We start from the raw sequence: 23545 nt of genomic DNA on the forward strand, positions 1-23545 counted from the left end.
TTACACGCTGCGGACTTTAGGCCGCTGCGGTTTCGGCACACGTTCGTGCTCTTCGATTTTTTCTGAATTTTCCTGACGCTGACGTTCTGTTCTTCTTGATATGTTTGCTAAAATACCCAGTCCTGCCATCGTAACGAGCAGGGAGGAACCCCCGTAGCTCAGGAAAGGAAAAGGAATACCTGTAATTGGCAGCACACCGCTTACCGCGCCGCTGTTGAAGATGACCTGAATAGCAAGCTGAGTAACGATTCCAAAAGCTAAAAGACTACCGAAAGCATCTTTGCATCGTACACCAATAAGTGCTCCCCGGTAAATAATAAAACTTAATCCGCCAAAAGCGAGAAGAATGCCAAAGATACCAAGCTCTTCACTGACGATAGCCAGAATAAAGTCCGTGTGAGCTTCCGGAAGATAAAAGAGCTTTTGAACACTCTGGCCAAAACCGGCTCCCGAAAGTCCTCCATGGGCGATAGCAATATAGGACTGTACAAGCTGAAATCCGTCTGTCTGCTCCAGTTCAAAAGCATTTCGAAAACCAACGAGACGGTTCATGCGGTATTCGGCCGAACTGGCATAATACATTAATCCTGCCCCGGCAAGGGACCCAAGCGATATCAGGTGGAATAATCTTGCCCCGGAAAAGAATGCAATAAATCCGGCAACAAGTACAATAGACGTCGCTGTACCAAGGTCAGGCTGCTGCATGATCAGTAAAAAGATCAGCAGTACAATAATCAGCGGGGGCAGAAGCCCCTGTTTGAAATTGCTGATATACGCCTGCTTGCGTGAATAAATGTAAGCAATGTAAATAATCATTCCAAGCTTAACAAATTCTGACGGCTGAATTGTAAAACCTCCGAAGGCTATCCAGCGTGTCGCCCCATTCACCGTATGGCCGAGGCCGGGCAGCATAACCAGAATCAGCAGTATAAAACAGGCAAGGAGTATGAGAGGAATAAGCTTTCTGAAATTCCTGTAAGAAAAAAACATAAAAAAAGTAAATACCGATGCTGATAATACCAGCCATATTAAATGACGGTTAAAGAAAAACATTGGATTATCATAAGATTGATAACCCTGTACGAAACTCGCACTGTATACCATAATTAGACCAAACAAGGACATTACACTAACGGCAATTATAATATACCAGTCTATGTAAAGATTGCGCTTTTCTTTCAAATACGCCCACCTCCCCGATGAGCTTTGCTCATACTGATTTCTACATTATAGCAGATGGATCCCCGCCCTTAAAGAGACTTTCGGCGGGAAAGAGCCATTATCACAAAAAAAAGAGAAACGGAATTAACCGTTTCTCTTTTTAATATATGCTTTTATCCGTGCAGTTTTTGAGCGGTTAAGGCAATCCGCTTTCCTAAGCGCTTTGCCATTGTAAAGTCGCGTTCATCCGGCTGAGAGCTTCCGTCCGGACCGGCTACTGTTGAAGCGGCATAAGGGGATCCTCCGATTCCATCTGTAGTCAGCTGTTCCTGATTTTCCCCGTAAGGCAGACCGACGTATATCATGCCGAAATGAAGCAGTGGAATGAGAGAGGTAATCGCTGTTGTTTCCTGGCCGCCATGAATGGAGCCGGTACTTGTGACGATCCCGGTTACTTTCCCTTCGAGTTCTCCGTTCATCCAGAGACTTCCTGCAGAATCAAAAAACTGCTTCATTTGAGCAGGCATATTCCCATAACGCGTCGGTATTCCCCATACAATGCCGTCCGCCCAAAGCAGATCATCATGAGTCGCGACAGGGACATCTTTTTGTGCCTCCTGAGCCTGAATATATGCATCCTGTTCTGACATAGCCTGTTTCACTGCGTCGAATTCTTCTACACGGACAAGTTTCACTTCCACTCCATCAACTTCAGCCGCGCCTTCAGCGGCTGCTTTCATCATAGAATAAATGTGGCCGAAAGTGCTGTAATAAGGGACTAAGACTTTTGTCACCGTGAATCACTCCTTTTCAATATGTGCTGCTGAATAAAAAATAAAGAGTCCTCCCATGAATACCTTACCTCTATCCAATTTCTATTAAACCCTTTTTAATAATTTATTGTTTATTACTATAAAAAAGTGCGTTAGTGAGATTCATTTTATTTAAATCGGGTATGTGTGCTATAATGAAGGTTAACAACAGATCTGGTTCTTTTCCTTGGCAAGAATAAAAAAAAGAGGTGAACAGCATGGAACAATTAGCCATGTGCCCTAAGTTTGAGTCCGCCTTTCAGCTGCTCGGCAAACGCTGGAACGGTTTGATTATACGTGTTCTATTATACGGCCCCGTCCGATTCCGGGACATTTCGGCAAATATTCCCAATATGAGTGACAAAATGCTTGTAGACCGCTTAAAACAACTCGAGGATATCGGCGTAGTTAAACGAAATGTCTACCCTGAGACACCCGTACGGATTGAGTATGAACTGACAGACAAAGGGCGCGCGCTGGAACCTGCACTTGATGAGATTCAAGCCTGGGCTGAAGCCTGGGTGGAAGGTCCAACTCCGCAGACAGCTGAAAAATAAAAAGTTTTTCAATGACATAAAAGATCCCCCGGTATATGACCCGGGGGATCTTTTTTCATTCTGGATCCCGCGGCTTCCGGGGATCCATTGGAGAACAGCCCTTCCATTTTCCCTTCTTTTACTGGAAATCTTAAAATCCTTACCACCATGAAAATTTTATACCAGCCCTGAAAGCAAGGACCTCGACTTCGAAAGGACCTATTTTTTCAGCGCTGAGAAACGGTGGCCGAGTACTTTGCCTGCCAGACCGGAACGAATGGTCAAATTTAAATAAATAATTATGCCGGCACCAACAGAAAGCCCGAGTATAATAGCTGCGTTCCACCTCGATGTAATCGGAAACAGCTGCTCAAGACCGAAAGCTAAATAAACTACGACTGCAGTCATCGCAAGCGTGTAAAGAACAATTTTCCCGAGTCTTCGGCGGATAGGCTGATAATTAAAATCAGCAAACTTTCCAATCGCCCATATATTGATCGTAATCGACAGCAGATAGCCTCCTGTCGTGGCAAAAACACCACCCTGGGGGCCAAACAGCTGAATAAACAAGCTGTTAAAAACGACCTTAAATAAAATGCCTGCAAGAAGAGCAATGACTGCAAATTTCTGCTGATTAATCCCCTGCAGTAGAGAAGCAGTAACAGCAAACACAGAAAACAGTACTGCAACCGGCGCATAGGTCCTGAGCATTTCTCCACCGATTGTCATTTCTTCCAGACCGAAGAGCGCTGCATACATCGGCTCCGATACTGCCATCAGTCCTGCAGCTGCAGGAATCGTGAGAAAAAGAATGATCTGGTACGTCTGGGTGATCGTCCGCTGCAGTCTCTCTGTATCCTGATTCGTAAAAGCACTCGTAATCGTAGGCAGTATAGTCAGCGACATTGCTGTCGCAATGGAGACTGGAATCAGGATCAGCTTGTGCGTAGACTGAGTAAAGGAAGCATAATACGTTTCCGCAACGGGCTGAACAAATCCTGCATCCCTCATTGCCTGGTTGAATGTCCAGAGATCCACTGTCTGATAAAGCGGGATCGCGAGGCCTACGAACGAAAGCGGGATTGCATAGCGAAAGAGTTCTTTATACATTGCCGGGAGCGGAATATTATGATCTACTGTGCTTTCCTTTACCTGCGCCCGTATGCCTGCATACCGGCGGCGCCAGTACCAGAGCAGCACCCCAAGTCCGCCGATTGCTCCGGCAAACGCTCCAAATGTCGCAAACCCGACTGCGGTGCCAAGTTCTCCGTCAAGTACATAAATAATTACGTACGTAAATACGAGAATAAAAGCGATACGTATAATCTGCTCGACGACCTGAGACACAGCTGTCGGTCCCATCGATTGGTTTCCCTGGAAAAAACCACGGATTATTGCCATTACCGGAACTACTAAAAGAGCTACACTGACCATACGGATGGTGAATACGGCATCTGCTACGCTGTTTCCTTCCAGGCTGTCCGGGTCAAGCACCTGATTGGCGATCATCTCTGCGGAAAAAAACAGGACCAGAAAAGCAAAAACCCCTGTAATGGACATAATGACAAGTCCTGATTTCAGGAGCCTCTGCCCCGTATGATAATCACCAAGGGCATTATATTTTGATACGAATTTTGACACGGCAAGCGGCACTCCAAGCGTAGCAAGGCTTAAAAGCACGGTATAAGGTGTATAGCCGTATGTATAGAGTGCCAGACCTTCGTGTCCGACAATGGACGTAAATGGAAAGATATAAATTAACCCGAGCATTTTCGAAATGAAAATACTCGCGGTTAAGATCATCGTTCCACGGATTAACTGATTATCTGACATAAATACCTATCCCCTGCTTCTTATTTCGATTATCCTTCAATGATCTTGATGTAGACGTTTCTCGAGCGGGGACCGTCAAATTCACAGAAATAAATTCCCTGCCACGTTCCAAGGATCATCCGTCCATTTTCAATAATCACAGCCTGAGAAGCACCCACGGTACTCGCCTTTAAGTGAGAAGCTGTATTTCCTTCCATATGGCGGTACTGCTCATGCTCCCACGGATAAACCTCATCCCAGCGCATCAGCATGTCCGTTTTCACGTCTGGATCGGCATTTTCATTGATTGTTATTCCTGCCGTAGTATGTGCGCAGTAAATGTAAACAACACCCTGTTTAATACCTGATTCTCTAATTTGAGCAGAAACCTGGTTCGTTATATCAATCATTTCATCTCGGTGCTTTGTCGTAACCGGGAGTTTGTAAATCATATTACCCGCTCTCCTTTCCGTTTGTTCTTGCATGGTCGTTCACTGCCTCCACTGCCTGTTTCAGGATGCGGTCCACTCCATAGGTTTCCAGTACACGAAGCCCTTCGGCAGTTGAGCCACCGGGAGTTGCCACCTGCTCCATAAGTTCTTGCGGGTCATGCCCCTCTTCAAGCATCGCTACGGACCCTTTCAGCATCTGCACAACGAGCTTTCGGGCCTGAATTCCGGATATATCATAGGCTTCCGCAGCTTCTTCCAGAGCTTTTACCGTGTAATAAATAAAGGCCGGAGCGCTTCCCGTTACAGCCGTTAAGTCATGCACCTGCCCGGCAGTCAGTTCCTCCGCAGGACCGATTGCATCTAAAAGCGCCTGAATAAACGGACGGTGTCTGCTTTCCACGAACTGTCCACATGTATAGGTCGACATCGACATACCAACCTGGGCTGCCGTATTCGGCATGATCCAGCAGACCGGAGTTTCTTCAGGAAGTCTCATTTCCATATACTGTGGATCAATTCCTGCTGCAACAGTTATAACGAGCTGCCCGGAAATGTGCGGCGTCAGCATATGAAGCAGTTCATCATGAGTTTTCGGCGGAGTAGCGAGAACAATAATATCATGCTTCTGAACCGCCTTCATCCAATCTGTCGTCATCTGAATGCCGTAAGTATCTTTTAAGTGCATTAATTTCTCTTTATTGGATCTGTTGGCCATAGTAATAGTATTAAAGTAACTGCGGTCGGACTTTGCAATACCGGAAACAATCGCTTCAGCCATTCTTCCTGCACCAATAAACAGAATATTTGCTTTTTCCATCGCTTCACCAGCTCCTTCTTTCTTTTACTTTACCATTTTTTCCGATCAAGCTGAAACAGTTTATTGAAGACGTTGTTTAATGTCGCGTATTATCTTTTATAGAGAACTGCCGCAGAGGAACACCTGCCCTGTTCATTCTTCATGTAGTGATTAGAGGAGGCGTGGATTTGTTAATTGACGGCTCTAGAGCAGGGTGTATCGGTTTCCAGTTTGTTTACTTCACTCTCAATAGTGGCTGTTTACTTTACATTAACGGCGATTAACTGATGTTTCACGGGGGATTACTCTCAATAGGACTGTTAACTCTCAAATGAGAGCACTTAACCGGTAATAAGGAGGCCGAATCGGCGTTAATTCATCGTTTCAGCTCCTGAATTCATCATTTCCCGTTAAAACACAGAAGAATAGCGATTTTTTGAGAGCCTTAGTTTGTTGAGCTCCGTGAATCTGCATTCGGGTGTTTGTTACTCTCAATAGTGGCTGTTTACTTTACATTAACAGCGATTAACTGATGTTTCACGGGGGATTACTCTCAATAGGTCTGTTTACTCTCAAATGAGCGCACTTAACCGGTAATAAGGAGGCTGAATCGGCGTTAATTCATCGTTTCAGCTCCTGAATTCATCGTTCCATGTTGTACCACACCAAAGATCCCGCTTTTTCTCGAGAAGCGTTACTTATTTTCGCTATACTAAATTTGCTTAACACCGTTTTCCTTTTCATCCTTATGCCTTAGATGCAGGAGCAGCGGCCACTCAGAAACAGCCCGGAGCTTTAACATAATTTATATAATTACTTTCCTCATAGAAAAAGCTGCCTTCCTGAAATAGTGCAGGAAAGACAGCCTGTTCGTAAAATATTAACACCCGGATTGAAAATCAGCTGATTTTCTGCAGGCGCCGCTCCAGTTCCTTGAGCTTGAACTCCTGCTTATGAGATTTCTCATAATGCTTGAGTTTACGCTTCATACGGCCTTTAGTCCAAGTGAAATCTGCGATATTTTTATGGTTTAAATAAGTGGCAAAGAAATCGAGATGTCCGCTTTCATACTTATTATCTTTGTCTACCGTAGCGATGTAGAGTTCAAAAGCTTCCGTCACAGAAGCGTTATCCGGGACGAAGTCTCCGTACGAATCTGAAAGCAGACGATAATTATTTTCGCGCAGCTTCGTTAAAAACGTCTGAAGAAACAGTTCTTCCTGACCTTCGAGCTGAAATCCTTTACGCTCCAGCAGGGCAATGAAGACCTTCAACTCGCTGTGATAAAAAGAATAAGCTTTGCGCATTTCTTTCGTCATCGACAGGTTAATATTGAATGTACCTTCAGCACGCGCGTAAAACATGTTCAGAAGTGCACGATGTGTTTCAGGCTTTAAAAGAAATGTCGGGTTCACGGTCTGCAGATATTTGCTGACCTCCTGATTTAAAATAGACTGCTGCGTTTGTTTCTTTTCCATTTCTTTCATAGAACGGCTTCGTTCCATTGCTGCGAATTGCTCTATACGATCCTGCGTCTCCATTGACCATAGAGTACGCTTTTTCTCCAGCTTGGATTTTATTCCTGCAAACATGTGTAAATCCTCCTTCCGGGTATCATTTTATATTAGATTGTTTTATCTCCAAAGAGCAGTGTAGCACATCCAAATCATAAATAAAACAGCGTTTTTGTAAAAAATCAAAACAATTCCGCCATCTCAGATGCGCTCATTGTCTCTCATCCGATATAATCTCTCCATATCCCTGATTATAGTGATATTTGCTGTTTGCATCAATGGAAACGCTCATGGGTGAAACCTTGTGTTTTTCAGGGTGATTGCGTACAATCAGTTAAGAATAGAATGAGCGAAAGGAAGTTTTGAATCATGAGGGATGTAATTGTCATCGGCGGCGGTCCGTCCGGGCTGATGGCGGCAGTAGCAGCGGCGGAAAATGGAGCGGACGTTCTGCTTTTAGACAAAGGAAACAAGCTCGGACGCAAACTGGCCATTTCCGGAGGCGGCAGATGCAACTTAACAAACCGCGTCGATGCCGCAGAAATTATCAAGCATATACCGGGAAACGGCAGGTTTATGTACAGCCCGTTTTCCGTTTTTAACAACGAAGATATTATTGCTTTCTTTGAAGGACTGGGAATTGAGCTGAAGGAAGAGGACAATGGACGTATGTTTCCAGTAAACGATAAAGCTATTGAAGTCGTGCGTGCCCTTTTAAACCGGCTTCAGCAGCTTAATGTAGAGATAAGGAAGAAAACCGAAGTGAGAGATCTCCATTTCCGGGATGGAGCAGTTCATACTGTAGAACTGGCTGACGGGGAAATGCTCGAAACAAAGAATATCATTACCGCTGTCGGCGGAAAGTCTGTTCCGCACACGGGGTCGACGGGAGACGGCTATCCCTGGGCTGAAAAAGCAGGCCATACTATTACGGACCTCTATCCTACTGAAGTGCCGATGACGATGAATGACCCACATATCAAATCAAAGGAGCTCCAAGGTCTTTCCTTAAGAAATGTGAAGCTTTCAGTCATTGATCCTAAAAAAGGCAAACTGATTAAAGCTCATCAGGGTGATATGATTTTTACCCACTTTGGAGTGTCCGGTCCGATCGGACTACGCTGCAGCCAATATGTAGTAAAAGCGAAGAAAAAACACGGAGTCCAGAATATTCCGGTTGAAATTGATCTGTTCCCGGATGAAAACTCGGAAGAATTGTTTCAGTGTTTGAAAAGCCTGCTTGATGATGCTCCGAAAAAGGCCGTAAAAAATTCTCTCAGCGGTATGGTGCCTGAACGGCTGCTTCCGGTCTGCCTGTCTCTTTCCGGGATCGATCCGGTTCATGTCGGAACAGAAACGTCACACGAGAAGCTGCGTTCCCTCTCAGCAGTGATGAAGCATTTTCCTCTTACCGCGGACGGTACGCTCACTATTGACAAAGCATTTGTCACTGGCGGCGGAATCAGTGTAAAGGAAGTCTATCCGAAAAGAATGGAATCCAAGCTTATGGAAGGGCTGTTTTTCTGCGGAGAGGTGATGGATCTCCACGGATACACGGGCGGCTATAATATCACCGTTGCTTTCTCCACCGGCTATACCGCCGGAAGTGCAGCAGCAGAAAGAACCCAGCTTTTGCAGACAAATGAATAAAAGAACTCAGGATTGAGGAAATCCTTCTGCAATGTAGAGAGAGCCATGACGATACGTCCGTCATGGTTTTTTTATGTTTGCCCAGGCAGCGCCCAACCTTCCAGAAGACGAAAGTAAACTTTACGAAAGGGCACCGGCGTATTCCAAGTTTTTAAGTTTATTATGTTTTTTCCTCTTGCGCGAAAAATGCCCTTAGTGTACTATTTAACTAATACAGCATTACATTATCGAAAAAGACAATTAGGAGGGGATGATTTCTTGGAAACTGCGGTAGAGCTTCATGAAGTAGATAAAATAATCGCCGGGAACAAAATTATCGACAATATGACACTGACCATTCGTTCAGGGGAAATTTACGGCCTTCTCGGCCCGAACGGCGCTGGTAAAACAACGACGATACGTATGATTGTCGGACTGATGCGCCCTTCCAAAGGATCGATCACAATCGAAGGCGTAAACCTGGAAACAGACTTTGAATCAGCTGTCCGGCACGTCGGTGCTGTCGTAGAAAATCCCGAGATGTATGATTTCTTAAGCGGGTGGCACAACCTTATCCATTACAAACGAATGCATCATGGAGTCACGGAAGAACGCCTAAAGGAGGTAGTCGAGCTCGTCGGAATGAGCAGCCGGATTCATGAAAAAGTTAAAACCTACTCCCTCGGCATGCGCCAGCGGCTCGGTCTCGCTCAGGCTCTTCTTCACAGACCGCGCGTCCTTATACTTGATGAACCGACTAATGGACTTGATCCAGCTGGCATCCGCGAGATCCGCTCCTATTTAAAAAAGCTTGCTCATGAAGATGGAATATCCATTATCGTCTCGAGTCACCTGCTTGCCGAAATGGAAAAAATGTGTGACCGTATTGCCATCATTCAAAAAGGAAAACTGATTGAAGTCGCAGACGTTTTTTCTTTTTTGCAGCAGGATAAAAATCTCCTTTACTTGGAAGCGGTCCCTCTTGAAAAAGCCATAAAAGTGCTGGGACCGAACCGGAAAGTACAGCGTTACGACAACGGGCTGCAGCTTGTTGAAAATAAAGAAAATATACCAGCCCTTATTCAGGAACTTTCTGATTCCGGAGTTGCGATTTATGAAATCCGTCCTTCTGATCAGCGCACGCTTGAAGACAAGTTTCTATCTATTACAGGAGGTGGTTCCTGATGGCCGGACTCCTTCAAAATGAACTCATGAAAATTTTCCGGCGTCTCGGTACAAAAATTATGTTTATTCTTCTCATCAGTGTCATCATAATTGTCGGACTGATATTCCGATTCGGTGTCGGCGGCCCGGAGCAGGCCGGAGAAGATTCTCTTCATTCTATGGAAATGGAGATAACTCAAATGCAGGAAGAAATGGAATCTGGAAATCTCTCTCCGCAGGCTGCCGCCCGGCTGCAGGAACAGCAGATGCTCTTCGATTATTACGAGGAAGAACAGATAGAGCCTATACCGGATAATCATATGTGGAATCTGGTAATAGATAACCCTCAGCTCGTCAGTTTTGTTACTATGTTTTCCATTATCATCGGTGCGGGCATTACAGCAGGCGAACACTCGAACGGAACGATTAAACTACTGTTGATCCGCCCGGTAAAAAGATGGAAAATCCTTTTTTCCAAATGGGCCGCTACAATGATTTTCGCGCTCTCCATGCTTCTGACACTCATTTTTACCAGTATTCTCACAGGGGGACTGCTGAACGGATTCTCTCTTTCCCCTTTTCAAATCGTAGAAATTGTTGATGGCTCTGTCAGAGAAATGAACATTCTTTCCTATGTTGGCACTGCTTACACGCTTGCTTTCGGAGAACTGCTGATCATGACGACGCTCGCTTTTACCCTCGGGACCGTATTTCGAAATCAGTCTTTAGCTGTCGGTTTGTCTCTTGTTCTTTTGTTTACAGGCAGCCAGATGGTTTTCCTTGTCAGTCAGTATGAATGGGCAAATTTCATTTTGTTCGCTCATTCCAATTTACTGCAGCATTTTATCGGCCAGCCGATTCTTCCGGATTCAACGTTAGCTTTTTCACTCGTAATTTCTATACTTTATTTCCTGCTTTTTAAAGCAGCAGCCTATGCCGTATTTATAAAGCGTGACGTCGCAGATTAACAGCTCATCAAAGGAGGAAAAAACTTGTGACAATATCGTTTGACCACCACCGACCGATTTATCTGCAGCTGAAGGAATATTTGTATAGTGGAATCTGCCGCGGAGAACGCCCTCCAGGAGAAAAACTTCCTTCGGTACGCGAATTCGCTGTAGAAGCCGGAGTTAATCCAAATACCGTTTCCCGGACGTATTCAGAAATGGAACGGGACGGGGTTGCCGTTTCCAAAAGAGGGCAGGGCACCTTTGTGACAACAGAAGAACATATAATCGACAAATTAAGAGTGGAATTGGCCGAAAGCCAGGTCGATGCCTTCCTTCAATCAATGGAAAGAATGGGGCTTCCCCCGCATAAAATTGTCGAACTCATTAAAGACCGTGCTGAAAATTCATCAAAGGAGGATCCATCCTGATGCAAGTTTTAAACGAAGTACATCTCTCAGGCTTAAAAAAATCCTACATGAGGCAGGCTGCCTTGAATGGAATCGATCTTCACATGAAAGGACCCGGTATGATCGGTATTGTCGGACCCAATGGCAGCGGCAAATCCACCCTGCTTAAACTGATGGCCGGCCTTATCCGTCCTTCGTCAGGACAAGTGAAAATAAACAACGAACGGATTACCCGACGCTCCGGAGAGACAACCGCTTTCTTATCGGAGGACGATTCGTTATACCGCTTTTTAACTGTCAGTAAAACGCTTCAATTCTTTCATGAAACGGTGCCTGAATTTGATCTGACGAAGGCTGAACGTATGGTTACAGAATTAAAGCTCCCGCTCGACCGGAAAGTAAAGCATCTTTCGAAAGGAAACCGGGCCCGTTTAAAAATTGTCGTAACACTCGCCCGAAGTGTGCCTGTTCTTTGTATGGACGAGCCTTTATCCGGACTCGATCCCCTCGTGCGTCAGGACATTTTAAAAATGATCATCCGCTATGCTGACATTGAAAATCAGCTCGTATTTCTTTCGACACATGAAGTGGAAGAAGTAGAACCATTTCTGGATCAGGTGATCATTATTCAGGATGGAGAAGTCGCTTTATTTGGAGAAGTAGAGACTCTGCGGCAGGAACGCGGAATGACCGTTACGGAATTAATGAGGGAGGTGCTCGCATGATCTGGTGGGGTTTATTCAAAAAAGAGTGGAAGGAAAGCCAGACTCGTTTTTTCATCGGTATCAGCCTGCTCTCTTTAATATTTGTATTTATGTTTTTTATGATGGAAAGAAATTCTCCATTTTTCTTTTTCCTTGGTTTCGCAGTCATTGGTGTCCATGCTTTTTATTTATTCGCTGCCTGGCTCGTGTCTTTCGTACGGGAGTGGCGTGACAAAACGCACTATACCTGGTTGAATCTTCCGGTTTCCGGCTGGGTGCTTCTCAGCAGCAAACTGGCTGCAGGTTTTTCTCAATTTGTCCTCTCACTTATTTTCTCGATGATAGCTGCGGACCTGATGCTGTCGAGAGCCCTCTCCCTCACGTTCACAGAAGGATCCGCCTTTGCAGAAAGCGCACCGGTACTGGAAATCTTTCAGGAGCTGTACCGCGATTTCAGTCCATGGATATTCATGGGAATTGCTCACGGATCTGCCCAGCTCGGTTTAGCCGTCGTATTTATTTTTCTTGCATCTAAAATTATCCGTCCGCTCGGCTGGCTGGCAGGGATAGTTATTGTTATCGGATGGGGCATACTCGTTTCATTTATTCAGGAGCTTGGCGTCTACAGCATGGTCACCCAGTTCGGCATGCTTTTAAATGCCAATGCGTTAATTGAAAATGCTCTTCGTCCTCTCGGGGATGCCAATTTCGAGCTCGCTGTTGAAGAAGGCGCTGCTCTTTATACAGGGGATATTCTTTTCCATGGATTGATCTACCTCTTCCTTTTCTGGCTCTTCAGCTACCTGATCGACAACTACGTAGAAGCGTGAAGACAATGTTTTTTAGAAAACAGGAAACTGCCGAAAAAAACTTACCACTTCAAAAAGGCCGTGGCGGAAATGCCGGCACGGCCTTTTTAACTTTGCCCATTCCGTTCAGATTTTCAGATAAGCAGAAGTACTTACCTTTCATTGAATAAAGAACGAAGCGGAGTTTTCTGCATTTATTAACACCAGCTTTAACATAGCTTTTAGTTTAGAAGCTGCTATAAGGATAAGTGCTTCTTGCTGAACAGATGATTACTTAGCTGCTTAAAATTCTATTTGTTTTTTTCAGCCAGCGTTTTGACAAAATTGATTAAAATACGCTGGTATTCATGAACGGAATCGATATAAACAAATTCCCTGTCTCCATGCCAGCCGTGTCCAAGCGGACCAAATTCTACTGCTGAACCACCGTATCTCGTGAAAAACTTTCCGTCATTTGAACCGTGCTGACCGTAAAGGTTTGCTTTTTCCAGTTCGGTCTTTTCTGTTAAAGAAGTGGCCAAGGCATTCACATAAGGGTTATCCATTTTCGTTCTTATAGGATCCCCCACCTGGTGAACGTACAGCTCCCCTTTCGTTATTTCTCTAATCTGCCGAATAATCTCGTCGGGGGACTGTTTCGGCAGATAGCGGATATCAAGCGACATTGTACATTTCTTGGGGACCTGATTATAAGCGTTTCCCCCTTCTATTTTGGCTAAATTTACGGACGGGGCTCCATAAACCGGCTTTTCTTCTTCCTTTGCAAATGGAAGTTCAAAAATTTGCTCATATAGCGAGTAGGCATTTGTAATAGCATTCTCGCCTTCCCACGGTCTGCTTCCATGAGCGGCCTGTCCATAGATGAGGAAATCCAGCTGGAGCACCCCTTTTGACTGAACCGCAATTCCGAGGTTCGTTGGCTCTCCACATATGATAAAGTCTCCGGTATAACCCTGCTCCGTTAAATATTTTGTGCCATATTCGCCGCCGCTTTCTTCGTCGGGAACAATCTGCAGCATAAGCCGGAACGGGAGATCCATTTCTTTAACCTCAGCAAGGGTTTTCATCATAGCCGAAGCTCCGGCTTTCATATCCACTGCTCCCCGTCCATGCAGCTTCCCATCTTTTTCATAAGGTATAAACTGCTCTTTTTCACCTTCCACTACATCCACATGCGCGTTAAAAACTACCGATTCCTCCCCGTTTCCTATCTCGCACACAAGCATACTGTAGCCGTTGTTTTTCAGACGTTTTACTGATAATCCATTCTCCATCAACCATTTTTCGCAGTAGTCAACGATTTCTTCTACTCCTTCTTTTGATGAACTGTCTATCTTAATCATTTCTTCCAATAAAGGCGTGGAGGTCGCCATTTTTAGCCTCCTTTTAAATCCTTGATAAGTTTTTGCTTCTTCATTTATCGTTTTCACTGCTATATTTTATAATTACACTATATTTACGTTGTCATCAGCTGTTTTTTCTTTAAGGTTTGTTTATATAACGGTACAGCTCTATCATGACGGGCATATTCAATCTCTGCTTCCTGGGAGAGCCATTCTGGATTTATCTCACGGCCGGTAAGCATCGCTGAAATAACGGCCGGAATATCTGCCCCTGCTTCATGACTGAAGCTGTACCCCCCACCGATTCGGGGATTCATATCGATCACATAATAATTTTCTCCATTGTAATAGACGTCTGTATTTATATAGCCGATGTGGCCGAGATGAGTACCGATTTTTTCTGCAAGCTCCGTCAGATCATTGTTTTCTACCGTTTTACATTGATCGACGTCTCCTCCCCTCATTGCAAGCTGTTTTCTAATGAAGGAAGCAGTATATTCCCCTTGAAGATTGTTAAATATATCCACACTGAATTTTTCTCCTTTCACTGCTTCCTGAATGATAATATTGTTTTCCGGTTTTTCCACGGCAGCCTGATTTAAAAAAGTTCCTTTAATGTTTTCCACAGCCCGGCTGTAAGCATTGTTTAACTCTTTCACACTTGAAGCCGTTTCCACTCCTATAGAAGCCTGACCATTTCGAGGTTTCAATATTAGAGGAAAAAGAATTTCCTTTTTATCAACCGCCCTGACAGCTGATTCAAGGCTTGTAAAAGTTCGGGGGGTCTTTACTCCGAATGCCCCGAGTACTTCTTCATATTTTCCTTTATCCCGCATTTTGTCCACCACATCCGGATAAGAGGTAAATAAGAAGATCCCTCTTGATTCCAGCTGCTTTCGATTATTGGCAAGGAGAGAAATTTCCAAATCATTTATTGGTATAATTCCTTTTATTGGATGTTTTTCACAAATAGAAAGAATCGCATCGACATATTCCGGCTGTGCCTGATGAGGAGTAACATAGCTGATGTCCCCCTGCTGCAGGGAGGGAGCGTTGCTGTCAGGATCAGCTGTGATCACGTTCCCTTCTATTCCAAGTTTTTTGTAAGCTTCTTGAAAGTATTCTACAAAATCTATCCGTCTGGCTGTAGAAGTCAGCAGAATATCCATCATCTTTCCTCCTTCTCTATTTTTAATTTTTACCTATCCATAAACCATTTATACCCATTTAAATCGTTATTAATCTATAACAGTAAAAAATGATCATCTTTTCTCATGAAATTAGTAGGAGCTCTCCAGTGTTATTGGAGTGCCTGTAGTTCTTTTTTTCGTTCACCTGTGAAAAAGCGTTCTGGTTACGAATGATATGCGATGCACACCTTCCTGTTTTTCAGCGGAAACGCAGCCGACATAGCCAAAACCTTGCAATGAGCGAAGGGGGATCAAAAAAGAAATGTTCCTTTGATCTGTATTTTATTTAAATGCGGCCCGCCACTTAAAACAGCCCTGCCGACTAGTTTCGGCAGGGCTGTTTATTAAATGAAGCTGTTTATTCAGTTTAATTCGCTACGATATTAACGAGCTTTCCGGGAACTGCAATTACTTTACGAATTGTTTTCCCTTCCAGATCCTCTTTCATCTGCGCATCATTCAATGCCGTTTCTTCCAGCTCATCTTTGGAAGCTTCTTTTGAAACGGTGAGCTTCGTCCGTATTTTGCCGTTCAGCTGAACGACGATCTCAATTTCATCTTCTGTAAGCCAGGCTTCATCGTGAACCGGCCATGTCGCATAGGAAATCGTTCCCTCGTGTCCGAGCCTGCTCCACAGTTCCTCACTGAGGTGCGGGGCAGCCGGGGAAAGAAGCTTTAAAAATCCTTCCAGATGGCTTCTCGACAATTTTTCCTGTTTATAGCCTTCGTTTATAAACACCATCAGCTGAGAAATGCCGGTATTAAAACGAAGATTTTCAAAGTCTTCGCTTACTTTTTTCACAGTTTGGTGGTACGCACGCGTCATTTCGTCCGTGCCCTGTCCGTCAAACACTTTACCGCTTAAAGAGCCGTCTTCACTGACGAACAGCCGCCACACACGGTCGAGAAAGCGGCGCGCTCCGTCCAGACCATTTTCGCTCCACGCAATCGATGCATCCAGTGGTCCCATAAACATTTCGTAAAGACGGAGCGTATCCGCACCGTGGGATTTCATAATATCATCCGGATTCACAACGTTCCCTTTTGATTTACTCATTTTCTCGTTGTTTTCTCCAAGTATCATTCCCTGATTATAAAGCTTCTGGAATGGTTCTTTCGTGTGCACGACGCCGATATCATAAAGAACCTTGTGCCAGAAACGGGCATAAAGCAGGTGCAGGACTGCATGCTCTGCTCCCCCGATATAAATATCAACCGGAAGCCATTCTTTCAGCTTCTGCGGATCTGCAAGCTGTTCTTCGTTATGAGGATCAATAAAGCGCAGGTAGTACCAGCAGCTTCCTGCCCACTGCGGCATCGTGTTCGTTTCCCTCCGGCCCTTCATGCCGGTTTCAGGATCCGTCACGATCAGCCACTCTTCGTTGTTTGCCAGTGGGGATTCTCCTGTTCCCGATGGCTTGAATTCATCCATATCGGGCAGTGTCAGAGGAAGCTCTTCTTCCGGCACCGGTTCCATCGTCCCGTTTTCCCAGTGAATAATCGGGATCGGTTCACCCCAGTAGCGCTGACGGCTGAAAAGCCAGTCGCGGAGTCTGTACGTGATCTGACGGTTTCCTTTTTGATGCTCCTCGAGCCAGCTGCACATTGCCGTAATCGCTTCTTCATTGTTCATTCCGTTAAGAAAATCAGAATTTACATGCGGGCCGTCCCCTGGATAAGCTTCTTTGGAAATATCTCCCCCGGAAACAACTTCCACGATCGGAAGTTCAAACGTTTCCGCAAATTCGTAATCCCGCTCATCGTGCCCCGGTACAGCCATAATAGCACCCGTTCCATAACTTACAAGTACGTAATCGGCGATCCAGACCGGCACCTCACTGCCTGTTACCGGGTGTACCGCGTAACCGCCGGTGAAAACGCCGCTTTTTTCTTTGGCCAGCTCTGTACGCTCCAGGTCGCTTTTCGTTGCTACCTGTTTACGATAGGTATCCACGGCGTCCTGCTGTTCAGCGGAAGTAACTTCGTCTACGAGCTCATGTTCCGGAGCTAGTACAAGATAGGTTGCTCCATAAAGCGTATCCGGGCGGGTCGTAAAGACGGTCACCTCTCTGCCCGTTCCCTTCAGTTCAAAAACGACATCGGCACCTTCCGAACGTCCGATCCAGTTTCGCTGCATGTCTTTAATAGACTCCGGCCAGTCGAGTTCTTCCAGATCATCAAGAAGGCGGTCTGCATATGCTGTAATTTTCAGCATCCACTGTTTCATCGGCCTCCGTTCCACTGGATGACCTCCGCGTTCACTTTTCCCCTCAATCACTTCTTCGTTTGCAAGTACGGTACCGAGAGCCGGACACCAGTTGACACCTACTTCATCTACGTAGGCAAGCCCCTGATTGTACAGCTGAATAAATATCCACTGGGTCCATTTATAATATTTTTCGTCCGTCGTATTGATTTCCCGGTCCCAGTCATAGGAAAAACCGAGCGCTTTGATCTGACGGCGGAATGTATCAATGTTTATGTCCGTAAACTCACGCGGATGTTTGCCTGTATCGAGCGCATACTGCTCTGCAGGAAGACCGAACGCATCCCACCCCATCGGATGAAGCACGTTGTAACCCTGCATCCGCTTCATACGCGAAAGAATATCGGTCGCCGTATAGCCTTCCGGATGGCCGACGTGAAGGCCCGCTCCGGACGGGTAGGGGAACATGTCAAGCGCGTAGAATTTCTTTTTTGACGCATCTTCCGTCGTCTTAAATACTTTATTTTCTTCCCAGTATTTCTGCCATTTTGCTTCTATTTTCTGATGATGAAAAGCCAAAATAACTACCTCCCTGCAGATGATGTATTGTATGTAAATATAAAAAACCCCGCACCCCAACAAAACGCTGGGACGAGAGGTTTGAATCCTTCCCGCGGTACCACCCACGATTAGTGCCTGTTAAGCATTCCCTTGAGACCGGTAACGTCGGTATCACGGCGCGGATGCGCAACTCTAAGGTGAGTTCGCAGTGTCCTGACGTTAACTTCCAGCTCCCGTTAACTCTCTGAGGGACAAGACGGCTGCTAATAATCCTCTTCTCTGTCATTTAAACTATACTCGTGTCGTAACTATTGTATGCATCGGAAAGAAAACTGTCAAGCATCCCCCCGCGCGAAGCGCAGATGGGGGACTCCTCTGTCAAAAATTTTCGTCATGACAACAGGTATAATGAAAAGCAAAGCTATTGTATAAAAAAGCATCTGCATCCCGAAAAGATCCGCCATAAGTCCGCCGAACAACGGACCGATTAGCCGGCCCCCTGTAGCGATACTGTTTACGATTCCCTGGTAGAATCCTTCTTTCCCTTCCGGAGCCAGCTTATGAGCAATTGTCGGAACAGCCGGCCATACAAACATCTCCCCAATCGTCAAAATGACCATAGCTGCGACAAATCCGGCGTAAACTTCGGTCTGGGAAAGAACGATAAACGCTCCCATAAATATGAAAAGACCGGTGTAAATCTGGGCCTTTAAGGAATGAACGAACCGGTTAATGAAAAATTTAATAAGCGGCTGGCAGAATACGATCATCGCACCATTGATCGTCCATAGAAGACTGTAATAAGGAAGCGGAATGCCAATGTCCTGCGTATAGGCTGCAATGGTGGATGCCCACTGAGCGTAGGCAATCCAGCAGATCAGAAAACCGCTACACAGCAGGGCGAGCGCTTTAAAGCGCCGTTTGTGCTCGAGTATTTCTGCGTTTTCAAACACGCTGGAAGACCGCTGCTGCCCACGCTGCCCCTGCAGATGACGGAAATAAACGAGAGCCAGAATGAGAAAACTACTGTAAAGCAGCCCGTTTCCGATAAAGACAAGGTCGAAGCGGACGCTTGCCAGAAGGCCGCCGACAGCTGACCCGAGAGCAATACCCACGTTTTGAGAAACGTACATCGCGTTAAAAGGGCGTCTGCCTCCTTCCGGCCATACCGAGCCGGCAAGCGCATACATGCATGGAATCATCATCCCTGCTCCGAATCCAAGGCCGATCAGACAGAGGACGTAGGCTGTAAAAGATCCGTAGGTCGCAGCCAGCGTGAAAGCACTCGTCATAGCAATAAGCACGCCGCTTATAATCGTACGGAATCCGCCGATTTTGTCGAACAGCTTCCCGCCGATCAGATTGCCGATGACGCCGGCAAGCGCATTTATTGTTAATACACTGCCGGCCACTGTTAATGACTGTCCGAGCTCGCGCGACATATAAATCGTATTTAACGGCCAGATAAAGGAGGCTCCTGTTATGTTGATCGACATCCCGATAACGAGAATCCATATAGCTTTCGGCATAACAGTCCTCCCTTCCGTTCTTTCGTTACCCAAAATAAATAGTAACCGATATTCCCGCCCCCGGCAACCGTTTCTCTTTGCGGACGTGCGTGATAACATTAAGGGAAAGGCATCCTCTCCCCAAGAGTAGAAAAAACTTTTACAGACTCAGGAATAAGTGATTTCTTTAGGTAACATGACCATAACCGGGTATAGGCAAAAGCCACAAATACTAATAGAGCTTTTTAATCTAAGCTGCTTTGAAAATAAAGCAGATAAGCGTGCGCCTTCGTTTCCATGGGGGGGCGCAGGGCCGGCCTCAGCTAATTCCGTCCCCTCCGGAAAGCTTCCATCGGCAGATCGAAGCGGAGTTTTCTATATTTATCAACAACAGCTTTAACACAGCTTTATTTTAAAAATGACATAAACAAACAAATTTATACTGAAGGAAAGGTTGATACTGATGATTGATTTACGAAGCGATACCGTTACCAAACCGGATGACACAATGCGCCGTCTTATGGCTGAAGCTGAGGTCGGCGATGATGTCTTTAGAGAAGATCCGACAGTCAATAAACTGGAGGCTTATGCAGCCGAACTGCTCGGCAAGGAGGCAGCCCTCTTCACGACGAGCGGTACCCAGGGAAATCAGGCTGCCCTTCTCACTCATGCGGTTCCAGGACAGGAAGTGATCATGGATGAAGAAGCCCACGTTTTTGTATATGAAGGCGCTGCTATATCTGCCTTTGCCGGCCTTCAATCAAGAACGCTCCCTCATCAACACGGGCAGATGAACCTTGAGACGATTAAAAATGCCATTCGGCCTGAAGATGTCCATTATCCGGAAACAGGGCTTATCTGGCTCGAAAATACACACAACCGGGGCGGAGGCACCGTACTCCCAATCACTTATTTACAGGAGGTCCGCCGTATTGCGGATGAGCATCATATCCCTGTTCATATGGACGGCGCCCGTATTTTTAACGCTGCATCTTCCCTGGGAGTCGACGTAAAAGAGATTGCCCGCAACGTGGACAGTGTTCAGTTCTGCCTTTCCAAAGGGCTTGGAGCACCTGTTGGTTCCATGCTTGCAGGCACTGAAAAATTTATTCATACAGCTCGCAGGAAGCGGAAAATGCTCGGAGGAGGCATGAGGCAGGCCGGTGTAATTGCGGCTCCGGGTCTTTATGCATTACAGCACCGGCGGAACAGACTTAAGGAGGATCATGAACACGCTGAAATGCTGGCTGAAGCTATTCATTCCTATACCGACCTCACGATCCGCCATGAAGTTGAAACTAATATCATCGTAGCAGATACCGACACGTCCAGCCGCTCCGCTGCAGAATGGGTCCGTACGCTTAGTGAACACGGAACAGCAATTATCCAATATAAGCCGCAGGCACTGCGCTTTACGACAAATGCCGATGTCAGCCGCACCGATATTAACGAAGTGATCTCGACGCTCCAAAAACTTCAGGAGGAAAATGGATGAACTACCCTTCTTTTTTCGGTGATAAGCGCTACTATACGTGGAACAAACAGCTGAAAGATCATTTCGGTGAAAAAGTTATGAAAATTCCGATCGACGGAGGATTTGACTGCCCGAACCGCGACGGAACTGTCGCTCATGGAGGCTGCACATTCTGCAGTGTCCGCGGATCCGGAGATTTCGCAGGAAAACGCGCAGATGACCTCGTCACCCAGTTTCACAACGTGAAGACCGGTATGCAGAAGAAATGGAAACACGCAAAATATATCGGTTATTTTCAGGCCTACACAAACACGTATGCTCCGGTGGATGAGCTTAGAGAAAAATTCGAAGTTATTTTAAAGCAGGAAGGTGTGGTAGGTCTTTCCATAGCAACCCGCCCCGACTGCCTGCCCGATGACGTAGTCGAATATCTCGCTGAACTGAACGAACGCACCTACCTCTGGGTGGAGCTCGGCCTGCAGTCCGCTCATGATAAAACTGGAGAAATAATTAACCGTGCCCACGATTTTGCCTGCTATGAAGCGGGAGTAAAAAAGCTCCGCCGTCACAATATCCGCGTCTGCAGCCACATCATAAATGGCCTGCCGCTTGAAGATGAGGAAATGATGCTGGAAACGGCGAAGCAGGTCGCCCGGCTTGATGTCCAGGGAATAAAAATACACCTGCTTCACCTGTTGAAAAAAACGGCGATGGTAAAACAGTATGAAAAAGGACTTGTCGATCTGATGAAACTTGACGATTATATCCACATTGTCTGTGATCAGCTGGAAATTCTTCCACCGGAAATGTCGATCCACCGTCTAACCGGTGACGGGCCGGCAGAACTGCTGATCGGGCCGATGTGGAGCTCGCATAAATGGAATGCTTTAAACGGCATTGATGAAGAAATGAAGCGCCGCGGCAGCTGGCAGGGGAAATACTATTCCACTGAAAAAGAAAGGATGTAAAAGATGCTTTCCGACATACTTGACTATACACGAACGCTTCTAAAAGAAGTGATTCCTCCAGGCGGAACCGCCGTGGACGCTACTGCTGGAAACGGCCATGACACGCTGTTTCTCGCGCGCTGCACCGGAGATTCAGGCAGCGTCTATGCTTTTGATATTCAGGAAGCTGCCATTGAAAAAACGAAAAAAAGGCTCGAAGAAGCGGACCTCCACGCTCACGTCATTCAGGATGGACATGAAAATGCAGCTTCCTATATAAAGGAAGCTGCCATCGATGCGGCTGTATTTAACTTGGGCTACCTGCCCGGAAGCGACAAAAGCGTAACGACGTCTTCTGCTACGACGATCAAAGCCGTGTCCGGGCTGCTCGAAAAACTGAAGCCCGGAGGCAGGATTGTTCTCGTCGTCTATCATGGACATCAAGAAGGGGCCTTAGAAAAAGCAGAGCTGCTCCCCTTTATGGAAACTCTTCCGCAGGACCAGTTCCGCGTGCTCCGCTACCAGTTTATAAACCAGCGGAATTCACCGCCGTTTATTATTGCAGCAGAAAAAAGACAGGTCTGGTAAAGCATTTATTGGTGCTGATTATAGGAAACTCCGCTTTCTTCCTGCTTCAGACAGGGTTTATTTAAGGACCAGCTGGGTCGTAATGAAGCCTGCCATGTGAGCCAGCACCTGTTCTCTTTCCGGTTCATTCAGCACTTCATGGTAAAGACCCGGCCACTCTTTGTACGCTTTCTCATCAACATCCAGAGCGTTAAACCATGCTTTCACCGCGTATTTGTCTACAATTTTATCTTCTCCGCCCTGCATCACATAAAATGGAATGTTTGGAGTCCGCTTAATCTGTTTATGAGCACGGTACATATGGGTGGTCAGCTCATTGTACCAGCGGGCACTCACCCGCTTTACGAGCAGAGGATCTTCCGCGTCTCTAGTCCTCATGAACGGATCGCGCGTGCCTGTTCCCGGTTCAAGCCCATTTGGAAACATCGTTCTCGGTGCCACCCGGTTTAATACGCGGGCGGAGGAACGCTTGATCCACGGCTGGACATTGACAAGACCAAAACAGGGCGAAGACAGCACGACCATGTCCGGCAGCTCTTCCGCATGAAGATGCTGCAGCGTTGTAACCGATATTAATCCCCCCATGCTGTGACCGAAGAGAATAAGCGGCAGTTTTTCTTCGCCCGCTTCGTTAAGCCATTCCCTCACCTTATGTACATATTCTTTGAATGAATCGACGTGCCCGCGGGCCCCCTCCGTTGTACCCTGACCAGGCAGATCGCCCATGAAAACGTGAAAATTCATGTGTCTCATCTCTTCAATCACCCACTCATAGCGGGCATGATATTCCCCTGCCCCGTGGACAATAACCACTGTTGCTTTCGGCTTCCCTGCTGCTTCCCACTTCCACATCTGCCTCACCTCTTTTCTTTTTATCATCTACTTTTTCCGGCTGCTTCGTCAAGAAATTCCGCTTCCTCAATTCGCATTTCGCCTCGAACTTTTGTAAAATGAGAAGAAAGCTTAAGGAGGAGTCTGCCGT

At 46.1% G+C, this 23545-nt stretch carries 21 protein-coding genes; 10 read left to right on the forward strand and 11 right to left on the reverse strand.

Going from position 1 to position 23545, the window contains the following annotated elements; genetic code table 11:
- A complete protein-coding gene (gene ftsW / locus FTX54_RS13155; protein WP_246125714.1) occupies positions 1 to 1182 on the reverse strand; it encodes a putative lipid II flippase FtsW in 1182 nt (393 codons plus the stop codon).
- Positions 1183 to 1334: 152 nt separating this feature from the next.
- Positions 1335 to 1955 (reverse strand): NAD(P)H:quinone oxidoreductase, encoded by a 621-nt coding sequence (gene wrbA, locus FTX54_RS13160; protein ID WP_147805159.1) that lies wholly within the window; start codon positions 1953 to 1955, stop codon positions 1335 to 1337.
- Between the two features lie 236 nt (positions 1956 to 2191).
- Here wrbA and FTX54_RS13165 point away from each other — a divergent pair, with 236 nt between their 5' ends.
- A complete protein-coding gene (locus FTX54_RS13165; RefSeq protein WP_147805158.1) occupies positions 2192 to 2530 on the forward strand; it encodes a winged helix-turn-helix transcriptional regulator in 339 nt (112 codons plus the stop codon).
- 198 nt (positions 2531 to 2728) lie between these two features.
- Here the strand turns inward: FTX54_RS13165 and FTX54_RS13170 are convergent, their stop codons facing one another.
- The 4 genes from FTX54_RS13170 to FTX54_RS13185 all read right to left on the reverse strand — a co-directional run bounded on the left by FTX54_RS13170 (position 2729) and on the right by FTX54_RS13185 (position 7161).
- Complete coding sequence (locus tag FTX54_RS13170) at positions 2729 to 4342, reverse strand: putative polysaccharide biosynthesis protein (protein ID WP_147805157.1); 1614 nt, start codon at positions 4340 to 4342, stop codon at positions 2729 to 2731.
- 29 nt (positions 4343 to 4371) lie between these two features.
- Complete coding sequence (locus FTX54_RS13175; RefSeq protein ID WP_147805156.1) at positions 4372 to 4773, reverse strand: secondary thiamine-phosphate synthase enzyme YjbQ; 402 nt, start codon at positions 4771 to 4773, stop codon at positions 4372 to 4374.
- Position 4774: 1 nt separating this feature from the next.
- Positions 4775 to 5590, reverse strand: a complete 816-nt coding sequence (gene proC, locus FTX54_RS13180) for a pyrroline-5-carboxylate reductase (RefSeq protein WP_147805155.1) — start codon at positions 5588 to 5590, stop codon at positions 4775 to 4777.
- An 878-nt stretch (positions 5591 to 6468) separates the two neighbouring features.
- Positions 6469 to 7161, reverse strand: coding sequence for a hypothetical protein (locus FTX54_RS13185; RefSeq protein ID WP_147805154.1), 693 nt, complete (start codon positions 7159 to 7161; stop codon positions 6469 to 6471).
- 291 nt (positions 7162 to 7452) lie between these two features.
- Between FTX54_RS13185 and FTX54_RS13190 the strand changes: the two genes are divergently transcribed.
- The 6 genes from FTX54_RS13190 (at position 7453) to FTX54_RS13215 (ending at position 12767) form a co-directional block, all read left to right on the forward strand.
- A complete protein-coding gene (locus FTX54_RS13190; protein WP_422387404.1) occupies positions 7453 to 8733 on the forward strand; it encodes an NAD(P)/FAD-dependent oxidoreductase in 1281 nt (426 codons plus the stop codon).
- A gap of 258 nt (positions 8734 to 8991) precedes the next feature.
- Positions 8992 to 9897 carry an ABC transporter ATP-binding protein gene (locus FTX54_RS13195; RefSeq protein ID WP_147805152.1) on the forward strand — a complete coding sequence of 302 codons (906 nt, stop codon included), beginning with the start codon at positions 8992 to 8994 and terminating at the stop codon, positions 9895 to 9897.
- Positions 9897 to 10844, forward strand: a complete 948-nt coding sequence (locus tag FTX54_RS13200) for an ABC transporter permease subunit (protein ID WP_147805151.1) — start codon at positions 9897 to 9899, stop codon at positions 10842 to 10844. The genes FTX54_RS13195 and FTX54_RS13200 overlap by 1 nt, the downstream gene beginning before the upstream one ends.
- A gap of 26 nt (positions 10845 to 10870) precedes the next feature.
- On the forward strand, positions 10871 to 11254 hold the full coding sequence (locus FTX54_RS13205; protein WP_147805150.1) for a GntR family transcriptional regulator: 384 nt from the start codon (positions 10871 to 10873) through the stop codon (positions 11252 to 11254).
- Entirely contained in the window at positions 11254 to 11958 is a 705-nt protein-coding gene (locus tag FTX54_RS13210) for an ABC transporter ATP-binding protein (RefSeq protein ID WP_147805149.1), read from the forward strand. Before FTX54_RS13205 ends, FTX54_RS13210 begins: the two co-directional genes overlap by 1 nt.
- Positions 11955 to 12767 carry a hypothetical protein gene (locus FTX54_RS13215; protein WP_147805148.1) on the forward strand — a complete coding sequence of 271 codons (813 nt, stop codon included), beginning with the start codon at positions 11955 to 11957 and terminating at the stop codon, positions 12765 to 12767. Before FTX54_RS13210 ends, FTX54_RS13215 begins: the two co-directional genes overlap by 4 nt.
- A gap of 269 nt (positions 12768 to 13036) precedes the next feature.
- Here the strand turns inward: FTX54_RS13215 and FTX54_RS13220 are convergent, their stop codons facing one another.
- From FTX54_RS13220 to FTX54_RS13235, 4 genes are all read right to left on the reverse strand, one after another.
- Positions 13037 to 14119, reverse strand: a complete 1083-nt coding sequence (locus FTX54_RS13220) for a M20 family metallopeptidase (RefSeq protein ID WP_147805147.1) — start codon at positions 14117 to 14119, stop codon at positions 13037 to 13039.
- An 83-nt stretch (positions 14120 to 14202) separates the two neighbouring features.
- On the reverse strand, positions 14203 to 15261 hold the full coding sequence (locus tag FTX54_RS13225; RefSeq protein ID WP_246125712.1) for an ATP-grasp domain-containing protein: 1059 nt from the start codon (positions 15259 to 15261) through the stop codon (positions 14203 to 14205).
- 385 nt (positions 15262 to 15646) lie between these two features.
- Complete coding sequence (gene leuS, locus FTX54_RS13230; RefSeq protein ID WP_147805146.1) at positions 15647 to 18064, reverse strand: leucine--tRNA ligase; 2418 nt, start codon at positions 18062 to 18064, stop codon at positions 15647 to 15649.
- A 317-nt stretch (positions 18065 to 18381) separates the two neighbouring features.
- Positions 18382 to 19575, reverse strand: coding sequence for an MDR family MFS transporter (locus FTX54_RS13235; protein ID WP_147805145.1), 1194 nt, complete (start codon positions 19573 to 19575; stop codon positions 18382 to 18384).
- A 442-nt stretch (positions 19576 to 20017) separates the two neighbouring features.
- Between FTX54_RS13235 and ltaE the strand changes: the two genes are divergently transcribed.
- Genes ltaE through FTX54_RS13250 form a run of 3 tightly spaced genes read left to right on the forward strand, consistent with a single transcriptional unit; the run spans position 20018 to position 22563 of the window.
- Entirely contained in the window at positions 20018 to 21049 is a 1032-nt protein-coding gene (gene ltaE / locus FTX54_RS13240; RefSeq protein WP_147805144.1) for a low-specificity L-threonine aldolase, read from the forward strand.
- Positions 21046 to 21996 (forward strand): TIGR01212 family radical SAM protein, encoded by a 951-nt coding sequence (locus FTX54_RS13245; protein WP_147805143.1) that lies wholly within the window; start codon positions 21046 to 21048, stop codon positions 21994 to 21996. Before ltaE ends, FTX54_RS13245 begins: the two co-directional genes overlap by 4 nt.
- Before the next feature lie 3 nt (positions 21997 to 21999).
- Positions 22000 to 22563, forward strand: coding sequence for a tRNA (mnm(5)s(2)U34)-methyltransferase (locus FTX54_RS13250; RefSeq protein ID WP_147805142.1), 564 nt, complete (start codon positions 22000 to 22002; stop codon positions 22561 to 22563).
- A gap of 57 nt (positions 22564 to 22620) precedes the next feature.
- On the opposite strand, the gene FTX54_RS13255 is transcribed toward FTX54_RS13250, so the two are convergent.
- Entirely contained in the window at positions 22621 to 23415 is a 795-nt protein-coding gene (locus tag FTX54_RS13255) for an alpha/beta hydrolase (RefSeq protein WP_147805169.1), read from the reverse strand.
- Between the last annotated feature and the right edge of the window lie 130 nt (positions 23416 to 23545).

The sequence above is a fragment of the Alkalicoccus halolimnae genome (genome assembly GCF_008014775.2).
Taxonomy (GTDB): Bacteria; Bacillota; Bacilli; order Bacillales; family Salisediminibacteriaceae; genus Alkalicoccus; species Alkalicoccus halolimnae.

Excerpts from the sequence above, each read along its gene's own strand:
- FTX54_RS13165 (WP_147805158.1), top strand. The coding sequence starts at position 2,192 with ATGGAACAATTAGCCATGTGCCCTAAGTTTGAGTCCGCCTTTCAGCTG.
- FTX54_RS13170 (WP_147805157.1), bottom strand. The coding sequence starts at position 4,342 with ATGTCAGATAATCAGTTAATCCGTGGAACGATGATCTTAACCGCGAGT.
- FTX54_RS13175 (WP_147805156.1), bottom strand. The coding sequence starts at position 4,773 with ATGATTTACAAACTCCCGGTTACGACAAAGCACCGAGATGAAATGATT.
- proC (WP_147805155.1), bottom strand. The coding sequence starts at position 5,590 with ATGGAAAAAGCAAATATTCTGTTTATTGGTGCAGGAAGAATGGCTGAA.
- FTX54_RS13185 (WP_147805154.1), bottom strand. The coding sequence starts at position 7,161 with ATGTTTGCAGGAATAAAATCCAAGCTGGAGAAAAAGCGTACTCTATGG.
- FTX54_RS13190 (WP_422387404.1), top strand. The coding sequence starts at position 7,453 with ATGAGGGATGTAATTGTCATCGGCGGCGGTCCGTCCGGGCTGATGGCG.
- FTX54_RS13200 (WP_147805151.1), top strand. The coding sequence starts at position 9,897 with ATGGCCGGACTCCTTCAAAATGAACTCATGAAAATTTTCCGGCGTCTC.
- FTX54_RS13210 (WP_147805149.1), top strand. The coding sequence starts at position 11,254 with ATGCAAGTTTTAAACGAAGTACATCTCTCAGGCTTAAAAAAATCCTAC.
- FTX54_RS13215 (WP_147805148.1), top strand. The coding sequence starts at position 11,955 with ATGATCTGGTGGGGTTTATTCAAAAAAGAGTGGAAGGAAAGCCAGACT.
- FTX54_RS13220 (WP_147805147.1), bottom strand. The coding sequence starts at position 14,119 with ATGGCGACCTCCACGCCTTTATTGGAAGAAATGATTAAGATAGACAGT.
- FTX54_RS13225 (WP_246125712.1), bottom strand. The coding sequence starts at position 15,261 with ATGATGGATATTCTGCTGACTTCTACAGCCAGACGGATAGATTTTGTA.
- FTX54_RS13235 (WP_147805145.1), bottom strand. The coding sequence starts at position 19,575 with ATGCCGAAAGCTATATGGATTCTCGTTATCGGGATGTCGATCAACATA.
- ltaE (WP_147805144.1), top strand. The coding sequence starts at position 20,018 with ATGATTGATTTACGAAGCGATACCGTTACCAAACCGGATGACACAATG.
- FTX54_RS13245 (WP_147805143.1), top strand. The coding sequence starts at position 21,046 with ATGAACTACCCTTCTTTTTTCGGTGATAAGCGCTACTATACGTGGAAC.
- FTX54_RS13250 (WP_147805142.1), top strand. The coding sequence starts at position 22,000 with ATGCTTTCCGACATACTTGACTATACACGAACGCTTCTAAAAGAAGTG.
- FTX54_RS13255 (WP_147805169.1), bottom strand. The coding sequence starts at position 23,415 with ATGTGGAAGTGGGAAGCAGCAGGGAAGCCGAAAGCAACAGTGGTTATT.